Source organism: Mesorhizobium sp. YIM 152430 (genome assembly GCF_029210365.1).
Lineage (GTDB): Bacteria > Pseudomonadota > Alphaproteobacteria > Rhizobiales > Rhizobiaceae > Aliihoeflea.
Genome location: NZ_JARGES010000018.1, coordinates 80,311 through 96,344, shown reverse-complemented (window position 1 = coordinate 96,344; position 16,034 = coordinate 80,311). Strand labels below are relative to the sequence as shown.

Here is a 16,034-nt window from a genome sequence, read left to right as displayed (position 1 = left end):
TTCTATTCCCCGTCCCGCGCGGCGCGTCAATCGGCCAGTGCCGACATCAACGCATGAGAGGCGCAAGCATCATCGTCTCCTTGATCTCCTCCATGACGAAGGAGGCCGACACGTCCGACAGCGGCACTTTGGCGATCAGGCGCTGATAGAGGCGGTCGTAGCCCTTCACGTCGGGCACGCGGGCGCGCAGCACGTAGTCGAGATCGCCCGACATGCGATAGACGCCCTGAATTTCGGGGATCGACATCACCGCCTCGCGAAATTTCTTCAACCAGTCGGGCTCGTGATGCGAGGTGCGGATCAGGATGATGACCGACAGGCCGTAGCCGAGCTTTTCGGCATCCACGAGCGCGACCCGGCCGGTAATGATCCCCGCCGTCTCCATCAGCTTGACCCGCCGCCAGCAGGCATTGCGCGACAGATGCGTGGCGTTCGCCAATTCATCCATCGACATGGAGGCGTCCGTCTGGAGAACGGCGATGATGCGTCGGTCAATAACGTCGATTTCATAATCCATATTGGGATGATGTCCCAAGAAATGACTTCAGACAATGACAATTTGGGACAAATTCGTCCGCCAGACGTGCGATCATGCGGTCTGCAAATGGGGACCTGACATGACCACGCGCATCGCACGCATCTTCACCGACCATCCGTCGACCGTCGGCGAAACCTATTTCGGCCATATGGCATTCGCCGCCTGGTTCGCCTCGCGGCTCGGCATGGCCGCCGGCGCGGCGCTGATCCATGCGATATTCCCCTTCGCCTTCGAAACGACGGCGAGCCGCATCGTGCGCGAGCTCTACGAGCGGACATCGAAGCGCGCCGCTCCCCATTGAAGGGTTTGACTCCCGTGCGCCAGGCGTTATGCGTCCTCGCATCAGCCGCTTGAACGCTATCGGAGAGACAGACCATGCAGGGCGTGACCGTCGTCGACCACCCGCTTGTCCAGCACAAGCTCACCATCATGCGCGACAAGGCGACGTCGACCGCCAGCTTCCGGCGTCTCCTGCGCGAGATTTCGCTCCTTCTCTGCTACGAGGTGACGCGCGAACTCGAACTGACGACGCGCGAGATCGAAACGCCGATGCAGCCGATGACCGCGCCGACGCTCGAGGGCAAGAAGCTCGTCTTCGCCTCGGTCCTGCGGGCCGGCAACGGTCTTCTCGACGGGATGCTCGATCTCGTGCCGGCCGCCCGCGTCGCCCATGTCGGGCTCTACCGCGACCACGAGACGCTCGAAGCGGTCGAATATTTCTTCAAGGCCCCGAGCGACCTTGCCGACCGTCTCGTCATCGTCGTCGATCCGATGCTGGCCACCGCCAATTCCGCGATCATGGCCGTCGACAAGCTCAAGGAGCGCGGCGCGACCAATCTGCGGTTCCTATGCCTGCTGGCCGCACCGGAGGGGATCGCGCGCTTCACCAAGGCGCATCCGGACGTGCCGGTCGTCACCGCCTCGATCGACGAAAAGCTCAACGAGAAGGGCTATATCGTGCCCGGACTCGGCGATGCCGGCGATCGGATGTACGGCACGAAGTAGCCCGTTAACCGCAGCTTAAGCCTTTCGTCATGTCACGCGCGGCGTTAAGCGTGCGGGAGGCTTCCACCCGTTAATCTCCGGCCAGTCTCGTGCCGGAGTGATCCATGCTGCGCAATCTCATGTTCGTCGGAATGGCCGTCGTCGCGGTCGCGATCGGCGTTCCCGCCCTCCACAATGCCAATCCGGACCTTTTGCCGGGCGTTGCCGAGGCCGCACTGGGCAGGAACGCTGCGCGGGACATTCCCGAACTCGCCATGCTGGCGAGCCCGCCGGAGATGGCGACGGGACGGCGCGTGCGCCTCGAGCCGGATGCGCGCGGGCATTTCATCGGCGATTTCCGCGTGAACGGACGTGTCGTCAAGGCCATGATCGACACCGGCGCCAGCGTCGTCGCGATCAACCTTTCCACCGCGCGGCGGATCGGCCTCACCATCTCGCCGGCCGATTTCACGCAGAGCGTCAACACCGCCAACGGCACCATAACGGCCGCGCCGACGACGATCGCGCGGGTAGAGATCGGCGGCATCGTCGTGCGCGACGCCGAGGCCGTGGTGCTCGACGACAAGGCGTTGTCGGGGACGCTCATCGGCATGAGCTTTCTCAAGGGCTTGCGCCGCTTCCAGGTCGAGAACGGCAGGCTGCTGCTGGAGCAGTGATCAGGGCGCGATGCGCCGCAGGATCGAGTCGGGCATGTCCGGCCGCTCGCTCGACAGCCGGATCGAGCGGCGCAGGATGTCGGCCGCCTGTTCGGCCTCCGCTTCGCTGCGGGCGTGGACGAGACCGAGCACCGCCCCCTTCTCCACACCCTCGCCCGGCATGACGATCCGGGTGATGCCGACGGTCGGGTCGACTGCATCTTCCGCGCGTCGGCGGCCGCCACCCAGTTCAACGACGGCAAGGCCGATGTCGCGGGTGGCTATTTCCATGACGAAGCCGTCTGTTTCCGCGAGCACCGGGCGCTCTATGGCGGCTTTCGGCAAATAATCGTCCATCTTCTCGACGAAGTCGGCCGGGCCGCCCAGTTCCGCCACCATGCGGCCGAAGCGCTCGGCCGCTGCGCCGGACGCAAGTCCATCCTGCGCCCGCGCGGTCGCTTCCTGCGCCGTCGCGGCGATGCCCGACGACATCAGCATTTCGGCCGCAAGCGCCAGCGTGACGTCCTCAAGGCGCCCGTCACGATGCGCGCCAGTGAGGAAGTCGACGGCATTGCGCACCTCGACGGCATTGCCGGCGGCCGAGGCCAGCGGAGCGTTCATGTCGGTGATGAGGGCGGTGGTCGGCAGGCCGGCGCCATTTGCGACCGCGACGAGGCTCGTCGCGAGTTCGCTGGCCCTGTCCATGGAGGCCATGAAGGCGCCATTGCCGCATTTGACGTCGAGCACCAGCGATTTCAGCCCGGCCGCGAGTTTCTTCGACAGGATCGACGCGGTGATCAGGGCGACGCTTTCGACCGTCGCCGTGATGTCGCGGATCGCATAGAAACGCTTGTCGGCGGGCGCGAGATCCGCCGTCTGGCCGATGATCGCGCAGCCCGCCGCCTTGACCGTGCGGCGAAACAGCGCCTCGTCCGGCTGCGAGCGGTATCCGGGTATGGAATCCATCTTGTCGAGCGTGCCGCCGGTGTGGCCGAGGCCGCGCCCGGATATCATCGGGACGTAAGCGCCGCAGGCCGCGACGATAGGCGCCAGCATGAGCGAGACATTGTCGCCGACGCCGCCGGTCGAATGCTTGTCCGTTACCGGACCGGGCAGGTCCGACCAGTCGAGGACATGGCCGGAATCGCGCATGGCAAGCGTCAGCGCCACCGCCTCGTCGCGGGACATGCCGTTGAGATAGGTCGCCATGGCGAAGGCCGCGACCTGGCCTTCGGTAAAGGTATCCTGGGAGAGGCCGGCGACGAAGGCGGCTATTTCGGCAGGCGTCAGTGCGATGCCGTCGCGCTTCTTGCGAATGATTTCCTGGGGGAGCATCAGCCGTCCAGCGCCGCGTCCGCGAACATCGCCCTGAAGATCGCCGCCAGACGCTTGCCGCCCAAGGGCGCCATGTCCTTCGTCTCCTGATGCGACAACTCCCCGCCCGTCATGCCGGCGGCGAGGTTGGTGACCACGGAACAGGCGGCGACGCGCAGGCCCAGAAAGCGGGCCAGGATGACTTCGGGCACGGTGGACATGCCGACCGCGTCGGCGCCGAAAACGCGTGCCATGCGGATTTCGGCCGGCGTCTCGAAGGACGGGCCGGAAAACCACATATAGACGCCCTTGTGGAGTTCGGTGCCGGTGGCTTCCGCCGCGCGTTCGATCGCGGCGCGCAGGCCCTGATCGTAGGCTTCCGTCAGACCTACGAAGCGGCGGTCCGTCTGTTCGCCGAAAAGCGGATTGGTGCCGGAAAAATTGATGTGGTCGGTAATCATCATCACCGAGCCGGGCGGCATGTCCTCGCGCAGGGAACCGGCCGCATTGGTCAAAAGCAGCCTGTCGATGCCGATTCCGGCCAGCGCCTCCAGCGCGGGGCGCATGGCAGCGGCGTTGCCGTGCTCGTAATAATGCGCGCGACCGGCGAGCATCAGCACGGGCCGGCCCGACAAATCGCCGGCGACGATCTGGCCGGCATGGCCGGTTACGCCGCTATGTGGAAATCCCGGCAGATCGCCATAGGGGATGCGCACGGCGTTCTCGACCTCGTCGACGAGACCGCCAAGGCCGGAGCCGAGAACGAGCGCGATCTTCGGGACGCGACCTTCGAGGCGCTCGGTCAGGCGTGCGACGGCATCGGTCACTTCAGCGTGTCTCCCCGGAAGCCGAAAGGCAGGATTTCGGCCATGGTCACCGTCTCGACGATGCCGTTCTGGTCGCACATATGGAGCTTGGTGTCCGGATCGGCGAATTCGGCAAGGCGTTGGCGGCAGCCGCCGCAGGGCGTGATCCGGTCCATCTTTTCGGCGACGACGATGATTTCCGCAAGCTTGCCGCCACCCGCCATGACGTAGTGGCCGAGCGCCGTCGTCTCCGCGCACCAGCCTTCCGGGTAGGAGGCGATTTCGATGTTCGCGCCGGTGAAGACGCGGCCGTCGGTCGTCAGAAGCGCCACGCCGACCGGAAACTTCGAATAGGGCGCGTAAGCACGCCTCATCGCCTCGCGGGCGGCGGCAAAGAGGTCCTTCGACATCACCGCTCCTTCACATAAGGTACGCCGCCGGCGCGGGGCGGGATGGCCTTGCCGATGAAACCGGCGAGCAGGATGACGGTCAACACGTAGGGAAGTGCCTGCATGAACTGGGTCGGCACCGGCCCCACGATCGGCAGGGGCGAACCCTGGAGACGGATCGAAACGGCGTCGAGGAAGCCGAAGAGCAGGCAGGCGAACATCGCCGGCACCGGCCTCCACTTGGCGAAAATGAGGGCGGCGAGCGCGATATAGCCGCGTCCGGCCGTCATGTCCTTCACGAATCCGGCGCCGATTGCCATCGACAGATAGGCGCCGGCGAAGCCGCACAAGATGCCGGTGCAGATGACCGCGCGGTAGCGCAGCCATGTCACCGAGATGCCGGCCGTATCGACGGCGGCCGGGTTTTCGCCGACCGCGCGCAGGCGCAGGCCGAAGCGCGTGCGGAAGAGCACCCACCACGTAAAGGCGACGGTGAAGAATGCCAGATAGACGAGCATCGAGTGGCCCGAGATCAGCTCGTAATAGATGTAGCCGACGACCGGAACTTCGCGCAGTTCCGGCGCGAAAGGCAGATGGACGCCGGTGAAGCGCGTCTCGGCGGTGAGCGAGGGCGTGCGCCCGCCCTGCGCGAACCACGCCTGGCCGAGGATGACGGTGGTGCCGGCGGCGATGAAGTTGATCGCGACGCCCGAAACGATCTGGTTGCCGCGATTGGTGATCGAGGCAAAGCCGTGGACGAGCGCCAGCGCGACCGAGACCATGACGGCGAAGCAAAGCCCGATCCAGGCCGAGCCGTAGACGGCGGCGGCGGCCGCGCCGGCGAAGGCGGCGGCCAGCATCTTGCCCTCGAGGCCGATGTCGAACACGCCGGCACGTTCGGAATAGAGCCCGGCAAGGCAGGCGAACATCAGCGGGATCGACAGGCGGATGGTGGAATCCAGAAGCTGGATCAGGACGACGAAGGCTTGGTCCATCTCAGGCTCCCTTCTGGCCGGCGGCTTCGCCCGCGCCGGAGCGCGGCGAGATCGAGGCAAACAGCGCCTGCAAGGATGGCCGGAACATATGCTCCAGCGCACCGGCGAAAAGGATCACGAGACCCTGGATGATGATGATCATGTCGCGGCTGATCGAGGGCATCATGAAGGCGATTTCCGCGCCGCCCTGATAGAGAACGCCGAACAGGATCGCGGCCGGGATGATGCCGGCAGGATGCGAGCGGCCCATCAGCGCCACCGCGATGCCGACGAAGCCGGCGCCGGTCACGAAGTCGAGTTGGAGGCGGTTGGCGTCGCCCATCACGGGATTGAGCGCCATCATGCCGGCAAGCGCGCCGGAAATCAGCATGGTGACGAGCACGATCCGCGTCTCGCCGATGCCGGCATAGCGCGCCGCCTTCGGGCTGAAGCCCTGCGTGCGGATCTCGTAGCCGAGCTTGGTGCGCCAGATCAGGAGCCAGACGAGGAAGGAGGCGAGCAGCGCCAGCAGGAACGAGATGTTGAGCGGCGAGGAGCGAACCGACGCGCCGAACCAGTCGAAGACGAAGTTCAGCTTCGGCAATTGCCCGCCATCGAGGAAGGTGCGGGTCTGCGGCGACATCGAACCGGCGGGCTTCAGGACGGTCGTCAGGAGATAGACCATCAGGCTGGCGGCGATGAAGTTGAACATGATCGTCGTGATGACGATGTGCGAGCCGCGTTTGGCCTGGAGATAGGCGGGAATGAACGCCCAGAGCGCGCCGAGGCAGGCTGCGCCGAGGATCGCGAGCGGAAAATTGATCCACCAGGGCAGGATGCCGTCGAGCGACAGGCAGACGAGCGCGACGCCGAGCCCGCCGACATAGGCCTGCCCCTCACCGCCGATATTGAACAGCCCGCCATGGAAGGCGACTGCGACGGCAAGGCCGGTGAAGATGAAGCTCGTCGCGTAATAGAGCGTATAGGCGATGTTCTGTCCGCGCCCGAACGCCCCCTCGATCAGATAGGTGAACGCCTCGACCGGGCTTTCCCCAACCAGAAGCACCACCAGCCCCGCCACGCCGAAGGCGACGACCACATTGATCAGCGGGATCAGCCCGTAATCGGCCCAGCCGGGCAATTTCGCATAGGGTGCGCTCATTCGGCGGCCTGTCTTGCTTCTTGATGATCTTTAAGCGTTCGGGTCATGTCAGCAAGTGTCCAACTGGTCCGACCGTTGGCATTTCGTCCATAGATTACGGCCGCAGCAGCGCTCGGGCTTGAAAACAAAACGTCGCGCGAAAATACAAGGAAAGAGCATTCGACGTTGGGTTTGAGACTACCGTCTTCAATCAACTTATCTCGAAGGCTCGCGTATTGGTTTATAGCGAATTGTGGATTGATCTCCGCCAGCGAGCCTTTACGCACCAGAATTTCTCCATCGCGCTCAATAGCGCTCGCATGTAGCCCTTTCCTGCTCGATCGAAGTGTCAGCGGCACAATTTCGATTTTTGTGTCCACCTCGCGCATGATGTGAGTTCCCAGATGAGCGGGCGGCACAAAAGTATCCCGCAAAACGTCGAAACCGAGAACAGGCAGCACCAACCGCACCTGTTCGACAAAATACTCCATATCGGCAATATCCGATTCCGGCAGCACACCGATCGCAGGGTCATTTGCATTCAATACCGCAGCCCGGCCTGATGCGCGCGCTAGGTTGGACAGGCGATTTTCAAGGTAGCGTGAGTGAGCCTTGGTGAGATTAAGGTCCTTACTTGTAATGATACAAAATTTTTCGAAATCACGATCTTCGTTCTTGGAATGCTGCATTATGCGGCGTCCAACATTGTCGCTTTCACCGACGTATACTGGACGAGGGTCGCCAACCCGGACAATCTCTCCAAACAGCATGTAGACGCCCGTTTTCTGGGCCTCGGCACGTTGCAGAACTTCGGGAAGGCGCGCCCGAGGCGCCAACAATAGATGTCCCGTCCAGTTAACCACCTCGGCCGTGATCATGCCCGTGGCGGTGCCATCAACCAAAAAAAGCCGAACCGACCGGCCACTGGCGCTCATTCGGCGGCCTCCCTGCCGTCGATGCCGGCCATCAGGAGGCCGAGTTCGCCTTCCGACGCTTCGCCGGAGCGCTCGCCGACGACCTTGCCGTCGAACATCACCAGTATCCGGTCGGAGAGCGAGCGGATTTCGTCGAGCTCGACCGAGACGAGCAGGACCGCGCGGCCCTGGTCGCGCATGTCGATCAGCCGCCTGTGGATGAACTCGATCGCGCCGACGTCGACGCCGCGCGTCGGCTGGCCGATGATCAGGACGCCGGGGGCCTTCTCCATCTCGCGTGCCAGCACGATCTTCTGCTGGTTGCCGCCGGAAAAGTTCGCCGTCTTCAGCCTCTCGTTGCCGGGGCGGATGTCGTATTGCGAGATCTTCTTCTTCGCATCGGCGCGGATCGCGTCGATGTTCAGGAACGGGCCGTTCAGATATTCAGGCCGGTCGTGATAGCCGAGAATCGAGTTCTCATATTCCTCGAAGGGCAGGACGAGGCCGACATAGTGCCGGTCCTCCGGCACGTGGGCGAGGCCGCGGTCGCGCAATTCGCCCGGATCGGCCGCGCCGGTGACGTCGATCGGCCTGCCGTCGAGCATGACGGTGCCGGAGACGGCCGCGCGAATGCCGGAGATCGTCTCCAGAAGCTGCGACTGGCCGTTGCCGGCGACGCCCGCAATGCCGACGATCTCGCCGCCGCGCACGTCGAAGGAGACGTCGTCGACCACCTTGACGCCGCGCGAATCCACGACGGTCAGGTTGCGCACTGCAAGCTTCACATCACCGGGCCGGGCGTCGCCCTTTTCGACACGCAAGAGGACACGGCGGCCGACCATGAGTTCGGCCAGTTCCTCCACGGTCGTCTCGTCGGTCCTGCGGGTCGCGACGATCTGACCCTGGCGCATGACGGAGACGTTGTCGGTGATCGCCTTGATCTCGCGCAGCTTGTGCGTGATCAGCACCACCGTCTTCCCCTCGGCGCGGAGCTGGGCGAGGATGCGAAAGAGGTGGTCGGCCTCGGCCGGCGTCAGCACGCCGGTCGGCTCGTCGAGGATCAGGATGTCGGCGCCGCGATAGAGCGCCTTCAGGATTTCAACGCGCTGCTGTAGGCCGACGGGCAGGTCCTCGATGATCGCATCGGGATCCACGTCGAGGCCATACTCCTTTTCCAACCGCCTCAATTCGGAGCGGGCCTTGGAAATCGACGAATTCAGGAGCGCCTCGCCTTCGGCGCCCAAGATGATGTTCTCCAGCACCGTGAAGTTCTGAACCAGCATGAAATGCTGGTGGACCATGCCGATGCCGAGCGCGATCGCATCGTTGGAACTGGCGATGGCGACCGGCTTGCCGCCAACGCGGATTTCACCCGAATCGGCCTGGTAGAAGCCGTAGAGTATCGACATCAGCGTCGATTTCCCGGCGCCGTTCTCGCCCACGATGCCGTGAATGGTGCCGGCCTTGATGTTGAGGTCGATATCCTTGTTGGCATGAACAGGGCCGAAGCTCTTGTTGATGCCGACAAGTTCGATCGCAGCTTCGGACATGCAGGATTTCCGTCTGGACGCCTTGGTCAAGGTTCGGAATTAGCATGAGCGCCTCCGGCCTGCAAATGCGCTCGTTTGGCGTATTGTCACTCGACAAGCGGCGGGACGCTTGGCACTTTCGCGCCCATGACAACAGCAGCCCTTTCCCCCTTCGCCTTCAACACCACCGCCGCGATTGTTTTCGAACCCGGCAGCGCCGCGCGGCTCGGCGAGATCGCCGGGCGACGCCTCGGCAGTCGCGTGCTTTTCGTCACCGATCCCGGTCTGAGGAATATCGGACTTGCCGACGCCGCCATCGCCTCGCTGAAGACGGCGGGCGTGGAGATCACCGTCTTCGGCGAGGTCGAGGCCGATCCGTCGCGCGCGACGCTGATGAAGGCGGTCGAGGCCGGACGGGGCGCGAGCGGCATCGTCGGCTTCGGCGGCGGCTCGTCGCTCGACGTCGCCAAGCTCGCCGCGCTGCTGCTCGGCTCGGGCGAAGACCTCGACGAAGCATGGGGCGTGGCGCAGGCCAAGGGGCCGCGCCTGCCGCTCGTCCTGATCCCGACCACGGCGGGGACCGGCTCGGAGGTCACGCCCGTCTCCATCATCACCGTGGGCGAAGAGGAAAAGCGCGGCGTGTCCTCGCCGATCATCCTGCCGGATGTCGCCATCCTCGACGCCGATCTGACGCTCGGCCTGCCGGCCGCCATCACGGCGGCGACCGGCATCGACGCGATGGTCCACGCGATCGAGGCTTATGCCTCGAAGAGCGCCAACAACAATCCGCTGTCGAAGATGCTCGCGCGCGAGGCGCTGCGCCTCCTCGGCGCGAATATCGAGAAGGTGATCGCCAACGGGCAGGACCGGGACGCACGCGGGGCGATGCTGCTCGGATCGATGCTCGCCGGCCAGGCTTTCGCCAATTCGCCCGTCGCCGCCGTCCATGCGCTGGCCTATCCGATCGGCGGCACGTTCCACATTCCGCACGGCCTGTCGAACGCGCTCGTCCTGCCGCATGTCCTGCGCTTCAACGCACCGGATGCAGCGCATCTTTATGCTGAGATCGCGGGCGACTGTTTTCCCGCGCTGAACAGCGAAGAAGGCGTTCAGGGACGCTGCGCGGCGTTCATCGAGGAGTTGGCCGCGCTGGCGAAGCGGGTCGGATTGCCGGCGCGGCTGCGCGATGTCGGGATCGGCGAGGATGCGCTGGCGAAGATGGCGGCGGACGCGATGAAGCAGCAGCGCCTGCTGGTCAACAATCCGCGCCCGGTGTCCGAGGCGGATGCGCTGGCGATCTATCGGGCGGCGTGGTGATGCCCCGCTCCACCCGCGCCGACTACAAGACCTTCCGCACCATCACCACCCGCTGGATGGACAACGACGCCTATGGCCACATGAACAATGTGGTCCATTATTCGCTGTTCGATACAGCCGTGAATGGCTGGCTGATCGAGGGCGGTGTGCTCGACATCCACAAGGGCGAACAGATCGGGCTGGTGGTGGAAACGGGCTGCCGGTACTTCGCCGAAATGGCCTTCCCGGACACGATCCATGCCGGCATCCGCGTCGCCAAGCTTGGCAATTCCTCGGTGCGCTACGAGATCGGCCTGTTCCGCAACGACGAGGACGCAGCGGCGGCTGAGGGTTTCTTCGTCCATGTCTATGTCGATGCGGCGACCCGGCGCCCCGCCCTGCTCGATCCGGCGCTGCGCACCCTTCTGGAAAGCGTTGCATCATGAGCGAAGACCGCATCGTCAAGCTGGAAACGCTCGCTGCCGAACAGGAACGCACGATCGAGGAACTATCGGCCGAACTCGCGCGCCAGTGGCAGGTGATCGAAAGGATGCAGAAAAAGCTCGACGCGCTGACGCACCGGTTTCTCGCGCTTGAGGAGCAGTCGGCCCCGGACGTTCCGATCACCAAGCCGCCGCACTATTAGCGAGGGACCGCCGCAGGCGGTGGAGGGGGCGGCACTTACATAAGAAAAGGCCGGGCGAACCCGGCCTTTCCCTCTGCTCGGTCCGCCGAACAGAACGATTCCATCGCTTCCGGCAATTACATCGCCGGCAGGATCGCGATGTCGCGGATGTCGCCTTCGGCGCCGGTGATCTCAGCCACCATCTCGGTCGCGCCGGTTTCCAGGTCCACCGTGTAAAGACCGCTGCCGGCGACGAGCCAGGCCGTGTTCTCGCCCTCGGCGGTCGCCTGGATGTCGAACGCAAAGGTTTCTGCGCCCTCGATGCCAAGCGCGCCGAGGGTCGCCAGCGTGCCGTCATTCGGTGCCGTCTGGCGCAGAAGGGCGCCGAGACCCGCGTCGATGTCGTACATCGCGGTCGCTTCGGGCGTTCCGACCGAGTTGGTGTAGGCGGTTGCCACGACGTTCGGCGTCGCCTCGGCGTTCTCGTCGCCCGCCTCGAAGTTCAGCGAACCGTCGACGGTGGTCTCGCCGGTGTCGGGATGGATGCGCAGATTGGTGCCGTCGGTGCCCATGACGCGGATGCGGTCGGCGACCGGGTTGAAATCGACCATGCCGTCAACACCGTCAGGGAGCATTTCGGACAAGGATGCGCCGGCGGTCGCGGCGCCCGTTTCAAGGTCGATCGTGACGATAGTGCCATCACCGGCAATGCCGTAGAGCATGTTGTCGGCGGGACGCACGTCGATGCCGATCAGGTTGTCGACGCCTTCGACCTCGACCGTGTTGGACACTTCGGGCGCATCGGTATCGAACCAGACGAGCGTCTTGTCGCCGACGAGGCCGACGGCGGGCGCGGCAATGGCGGCGGATGCGAGGCCGAAGGACGCGACGCTGGCGGCAAGGGCGATGCGGGTAAGATGAATGGACATTGACGGTTCTCCTGTTGGCGTTTCAAAAACGTTTCTCGGAGAGGCGCGCGACACACCGGCGACACGCACCGGGACGCACAGGTCCTCCGAGGTTCTTACCCGTCGGCGGGCGCTCTGGATGCAGCGCTTCAAATTTTTTTTCTCGCAGCCGCATCGGAACGCCGGTCCGGGCGTGTAAAGTGCGCGAAAAGGGCGACTCGGGGAGCTGGCATTGGATGCACGGATGGACGATTGCGACACGTTGATGCGCCGCGTGGCGGGCGGGGACCGGGCGGCACTGGCCACGATCTTCGACCTCGAAGCCGGTCGTCTCATCGCGATAGCCAAGCGCATCGTGCGGCGTCGCGAGCTTGCCGAGGAGGTCGTCCAGGAAGCCTTCGTCACCATCTGGCACAAGGCCGCGCTGTTCGACCATGAACGCGGTGCAGCCCGTGCGTGGATGACCACCATCGTTCGCCATCGCGCGCTCAACATCCTTCGTGACGGCAGCCGCCTCGATTTTCACGATGCCGACCAGCTTGCCGCGCTCGGCGATCGCGCGGCCGAGGCCGAAAGCGCCTATGCCGACCTGCCCGAGACGGAAGACCTGAAGCGCTGCCTCGGCCTGCTCGAACCGCAGCGCCGGCGCTCCATCGTCATGGCCTATGTGGTCGGCTTCTCGCATGGCGAGATCGCCGCCCATCTCGGCGCGCCGGTCGGCACGGTCAAGGCGTGGATCAGGCGCGGCGTCTCCGCGCTCAAGGAGTGTCTGTCATGAGCCGCGAGGAGCGAGACATGCGCGCCGGCGACTATGTGCTCGGCCTGATGGACGAGGCCGACCGCGCCCGCGCCGAGCGCGACCTGACGATCGACCCGGAGTTTCGCGACGCCGTCTGGTCGTTTTCCCAGCGTCTAGAGGCGCTCGATCGCAGCGCGGCGCCCGAGCCCGTCGCCGGGGATCTATGGTCGCGCGTCGCGGCGCAGATCGCGGATGTCACGCAGCAGACGCGCCTGGAACTCGTCCAGTCCGACATGGCAGCGGCTGGCGCTCCGCTGACGCCGCCCGACCGCCACGGCGCGCTCGGGCTCAAGCGGCCGATGTCTGGCTTCTTTCGCGGCGCGCGCGGCACCGCTCTTGCCGCGACCATGCTGGCCGCCTGCGCGCTCGGCTATGTCATCGGCCAGGCGTCCGTCACGGCGCGCGATCCGGAGGTCGTGGTGGTGCTTCTCAACGAGGAGGACGTGCCCGGCGCGCTCGTCGAGGCTTATGCCGACGACCGGGTGCGCATCCTGCCGCTGACCGATTTCGAGGTTCCCGCCGGCAAGGTGCTCGAAGTGTGGACGCTTTACGACGCCGATGTCGGCCCGGTCTCGCTCGGCACCATGGACGCCGCGCGCGAGGCGGTGCTTTCCGGTCCCGACCTGCCCGCCCCGCGGCCGGACCAGCTCTATGAGATCACGCTGGAAGACGCGCCACGCTCCGCGGCCGGCCGGCCGCTCGGGCCGATCCTCGTCAAGGGGTTTGCCGTCTCCCCGCCGCGATGAGCGGCCCAAGCGCGAGTGGAATCAGCATCGCCGCGCCGGCAAGGCCGGTGAGACCCAGGAACCATCCATAGCCGGTCCAGCCCGCGCGCTCGATGATGAAGGCGGCCAGCGGCGGGCTGGCGAGCGTCGCAAGGCCGCCCGCCTGGCTGACGAGGCCAATCGCCGCGGGAACCGCCTGCGGCCGCGACACCAGGAACGGGATCACCGCGAACAGCGCCGAGGCGACGACGCCGCTGGCGATCGCCATCGCCACCGCCCCGAAGCTCGCCGCAGCCGCGCCGCCGGTGACGAAGGCGACGTAAGCGGCAAGCGCCGTCACGACGAAGGCCGCAAGCGCCAGGACGATCATGAAGGGCGCGGCGCGGCCGGCGACCAGCAGGCCGGCGAGGCCGTTGCCCAGCGGCGTCGACAACGCGACCAGCGCCGGCGCGAACAAGAAAGCGCCCGGCAGCGCGGCGAAGGTCGGCATGAAGGTGAAGAGCGCCACCGACTGGAGGACGAACGCACCAAAGGCGAGCGCGACGAGAAGGACGCCGACGCTGAACACGCTGGACGCGCCTTCAGGCGCAAAGACCGCGTCGGCCGGAACGCCGGTCAGCCAGCGCAGCACGACCTGGGAGGCGAGCGCCATCGCGGCAAAAAGGAGAATGACGCCGAGCAGATAGGACTGCGTGCCGAGAACGGGCACGATCAGCCCGGCGAGCACGTCGGACGTGGCATAGCCGAGCGGCACGAAGCCGCTCCAGATCGCCAGCACCGGTCCGCGCCAGCCGGACGGTGAGATCGCCGTCAAGAGCGAAGGCAGCCCGACGCACAGGATGACATAGCCGAGGCCCTCGATCATGCGCGCGGCGAAGATCAGGCTTGGCGCCGTGGTCGCCGCCAGGATCAGCCCGCCCGGTACGATGATTGCGGAGGCGACGACGAAGGCGCGCTGCGGCCCTATGCGCGCGATGGCGAAGCCGGCCGGCAGCGCGGCGAGCGCGACGAAGATGCCGATCAACGCCGTCACCCAGCCCGCCTCCACGAGCGTCATGCCGATCGTCTCCACATACCAGCCGATCAGCGGCGCGGTCTTGGCAAGCTGCGCGCCCGTCAAAACGCCCGTCAGAAGCAGGAGGACGATGGCGACGAGGCGCAGGGGTCTGTCGGGCAGGCTGTGCAATGACCGGGCTCCGGCGGGAGATTTGCGGTTTTCCTATCGGGGCAAGCCGCGCCTGTCGCTTTCCAATCCGCGTATTCGGCTGGGCCAGGTTCCTCGTTGGCGAGCGCCTCAAACGAAAACCGCCGGGCGATGGGCCCGGCGGTCGTCAGCGATGGGCCGTGCCCGATCAGTACGGGCAGGCGTTGTCGGACATGAAGTCGTGGACTTCGACCGCGCCGGAGATGATGTCGGCCTTGGCCTTTTCGACCGCCGCCTTCATTTCCTCGGTCAGAAGTTCCTCGTTGTTCTCGTCGACGGCATAGCCGACGCCGTCCTCGGCCAGGCCGAGATTCTGGATGCCGTAATCGAACTCGCCGTTCTTGGCGTCCATGAAGGCGTTGTAGACGGCGACGTCGACGCGCTTGATCATCGAGGTCAGAACGCTGCCTGGATGCATTCCATTCTGGTTCGAATCGACGCCGATGCCGAGTATGCCGGCGTCGGCCGCGGCCTGTAGCACGCCCACGCCCGTTCCGCCGGCCGCGTGATAGACGACGTCCGCGCCCTGGTCGACCTGGTTGCGGGTGATCTCGCCGCCGCGGGTCGGATCGTTCCAGGCGGCCGGGGTGTCGCCGGTATAGTTGCGGATGACGTTGGCATCCGGATTGGCCGCCTTGACGCCGCCGACATAGCCGCATTCGAACTTGCCGATCAGCGGAACCTGCATCCCGCCGACGAAGCCGACCGTGCCGGATTCCGACGCCATGCCCGCCAGGATGCCGACGAGATAGGACCCCTCCTGTTCCTTGAAGACGATCGAGCGGACGTTGGGCTTGTCGACGACCATGTCGATGATCGCGAAATCGGTCTCGGGATATTCCTCGGCGACCACTTCGAGAGCGGCAGCCCAGTTGAAGCCGGCCATCACGATCGGGTTGCGGCCGTCTTCGGCGAAGCGGCGAAGTGCCTGCTCACGCTGCGCCTCGTTCGAAATCTCGAACTCGACATATTCCGTGCCGGTCTCTTCCTTGAACTGCTCGGCACCGCCGAACGAGGCTTCATTGAAGGACTTGTCGAACTTGCCGCCGAGATCGAAGAGAAGGCCGGGGCTGATTTCGTCCTGGGCAAAGGCCGGAACGGTCAATGCTGTTGCGGCCAAAAGGCCAAGAACCATACGCTTCATCGTGATCCACACCCTGTCGGTTGTTTTGCCTGGTGCCGGCGCGACGGGTGATCCCGCGCGCCGGATCGGCGGGGTATCCCCCGCTCGG

The 16,034-nt window shown here is 65.3% G+C and carries 19 protein-coding genes; 8 read left to right on the top strand and 11 right to left on the bottom strand.

Going from position 1 to position 16,034, the window contains the following annotated elements; translation table 11 throughout:
• Positions 1-46: 46 nt before the first annotated feature.
• Positions 47-517 (bottom strand): Lrp/AsnC family transcriptional regulator, encoded by a 471-nt coding sequence (locus PZ895_RS03005; protein WP_275837547.1) that lies wholly within the window; start codon positions 515-517, stop codon positions 47-49.
• Between the two features lie 100 nt (positions 518-617).
• Here PZ895_RS03005 and PZ895_RS03000 point away from each other — a divergent pair, with 100 nt between their 5' ends.
• The 3 genes from PZ895_RS03000 (at position 618) to PZ895_RS02990 (ending at position 2,199) form a co-directional block, all read left to right on the top strand.
• Entirely contained in the window at positions 618-839 is a 222-nt protein-coding gene (locus PZ895_RS03000; protein ID WP_275837546.1) for a DUF6356 family protein, read from the top strand.
• Between the two features lie 74 nt (positions 840-913).
• A complete protein-coding gene (gene upp, locus PZ895_RS02995) occupies positions 914-1,543 on the top strand; it encodes a uracil phosphoribosyltransferase (protein ID WP_275837545.1) in 630 nt (209 codons plus the stop codon).
• A gap of 104 nt (positions 1,544-1,647) precedes the next feature.
• The gene (locus tag PZ895_RS02990; protein ID WP_275837544.1) at positions 1,648-2,199 is read left to right on the top strand and encodes a TIGR02281 family clan AA aspartic protease; all 552 of its coding nucleotides are present in this window, start codon (positions 1,648-1,650) and stop codon (positions 2,197-2,199) included.
• On the opposite strand, the gene deoA is transcribed toward PZ895_RS02990, so the two are convergent.
• The 7 genes from deoA to PZ895_RS02955 are packed head-to-tail and all read right to left on the bottom strand — an operon-like array spanning position 2,200 to position 9,266.
• Entirely contained in the window at positions 2,200-3,513 is a 1,314-nt protein-coding gene (gene deoA / locus PZ895_RS02985) for a thymidine phosphorylase (RefSeq protein WP_275837543.1), read from the bottom strand.
• Positions 3,513-4,319: a purine-nucleoside phosphorylase gene (locus PZ895_RS02980; RefSeq protein ID WP_275837542.1), complete on the bottom strand. Its 807-nt coding sequence runs from the start codon at positions 4,317-4,319 to the stop codon at positions 3,513-3,515. The genes deoA and PZ895_RS02980 overlap by 1 nt, the downstream gene beginning before the upstream one ends.
• Positions 4,316-4,708 carry a cytidine deaminase gene (gene cdd / locus PZ895_RS02975; protein ID WP_275837541.1) on the bottom strand — a complete coding sequence of 131 codons (393 nt, stop codon included), beginning with the start codon at positions 4,706-4,708 and terminating at the stop codon, positions 4,316-4,318. The genes PZ895_RS02980 and cdd overlap by 4 nt, the downstream gene beginning before the upstream one ends.
• On the bottom strand, positions 4,708-5,682 hold the full coding sequence (locus PZ895_RS02970; protein ID WP_275837540.1) for an ABC transporter permease: 975 nt from the start codon (positions 5,680-5,682) through the stop codon (positions 4,708-4,710). The genes cdd and PZ895_RS02970 overlap by 1 nt, the downstream gene beginning before the upstream one ends.
• A gap of 1 nt (position 5,683) precedes the next feature.
• Positions 5,684-6,823, bottom strand: coding sequence for an ABC transporter permease (locus tag PZ895_RS02965; protein ID WP_275837539.1), 1,140 nt, complete (start codon positions 6,821-6,823; stop codon positions 5,684-5,686).
• On the bottom strand, positions 6,820-7,737 hold the full coding sequence (locus PZ895_RS02960; protein ID WP_275837538.1) for a GIY-YIG nuclease family protein: 918 nt from the start codon (positions 7,735-7,737) through the stop codon (positions 6,820-6,822). The genes PZ895_RS02965 and PZ895_RS02960 overlap by 4 nt, the downstream gene beginning before the upstream one ends.
• Positions 7,734-9,266, bottom strand: coding sequence for an ABC transporter ATP-binding protein (locus PZ895_RS02955; protein WP_275837537.1), 1,533 nt, complete (start codon positions 9,264-9,266; stop codon positions 7,734-7,736). The genes PZ895_RS02960 and PZ895_RS02955 overlap by 4 nt, the downstream gene beginning before the upstream one ends.
• Before the next feature lie 126 nt (positions 9,267-9,392).
• On the opposite strand from PZ895_RS02955, the gene PZ895_RS02950 reads away from it, so the two are divergent.
• Genes PZ895_RS02950 through PZ895_RS02940 form a run of 3 tightly spaced genes read left to right on the top strand, consistent with a single transcriptional unit; the run spans position 9,393 to position 11,187 of the window.
• Entirely contained in the window at positions 9,393-10,562 is a 1,170-nt protein-coding gene (locus tag PZ895_RS02950) for an iron-containing alcohol dehydrogenase (RefSeq protein ID WP_275837536.1), read from the top strand.
• The gene (locus tag PZ895_RS02945) at positions 10,562-10,987 is read left to right on the top strand and encodes a thioesterase family protein (protein WP_275837535.1); all 426 of its coding nucleotides are present in this window, start codon (positions 10,562-10,564) and stop codon (positions 10,985-10,987) included. Before PZ895_RS02950 ends, PZ895_RS02945 begins: the two co-directional genes overlap by 1 nt.
• The gene (locus tag PZ895_RS02940) at positions 10,984-11,187 is read left to right on the top strand and encodes a SlyX family protein (RefSeq protein ID WP_275837534.1); all 204 of its coding nucleotides are present in this window, start codon (positions 10,984-10,986) and stop codon (positions 11,185-11,187) included. Before PZ895_RS02945 ends, PZ895_RS02940 begins: the two co-directional genes overlap by 4 nt.
• 116 nt (positions 11,188-11,303) lie before the next feature.
• Here the strand turns inward: PZ895_RS02940 and PZ895_RS02935 are convergent, their stop codons facing one another.
• Complete coding sequence (locus PZ895_RS02935; protein WP_275837533.1) at positions 11,304-12,095, bottom strand: DUF4394 domain-containing protein; 792 nt, start codon at positions 12,093-12,095, stop codon at positions 11,304-11,306.
• Positions 12,096-12,306: 211 nt separating this feature from the next.
• Between PZ895_RS02935 and PZ895_RS02930 the strand changes: the two genes are divergently transcribed.
• Positions 12,307-12,852, top strand: a complete 546-nt coding sequence (locus PZ895_RS02930) for a sigma-70 family RNA polymerase sigma factor (protein ID WP_345803518.1) — start codon at positions 12,307-12,309, stop codon at positions 12,850-12,852.
• Positions 12,849-13,619 (top strand): anti-sigma factor, encoded by a 771-nt coding sequence (locus PZ895_RS02925; RefSeq protein WP_275837532.1) that lies wholly within the window; start codon positions 12,849-12,851, stop codon positions 13,617-13,619. Before PZ895_RS02930 ends, PZ895_RS02925 begins: the two co-directional genes overlap by 4 nt.
• On the opposite strand, the gene PZ895_RS02920 is transcribed toward PZ895_RS02925, so the two are convergent.
• Together PZ895_RS02920 and PZ895_RS02915 are read right to left on the bottom strand one after the other, a co-directional pair.
• On the bottom strand, positions 13,588-14,784 hold the full coding sequence (locus PZ895_RS02920; RefSeq protein WP_275837531.1) for an MFS transporter: 1,197 nt from the start codon (positions 14,782-14,784) through the stop codon (positions 13,588-13,590). The two genes, PZ895_RS02925 and PZ895_RS02920, sit on opposite strands and share 32 nt — an antisense overlap.
• A gap of 166 nt (positions 14,785-14,950) precedes the next feature.
• On the bottom strand, positions 14,951-15,946 hold the full coding sequence (locus PZ895_RS02915) for a BMP family ABC transporter substrate-binding protein (protein WP_275837530.1): 996 nt from the start codon (positions 15,944-15,946) through the stop codon (positions 14,951-14,953).
• Between the last annotated feature and the right edge of the window lie 88 nt (positions 15,947-16,034).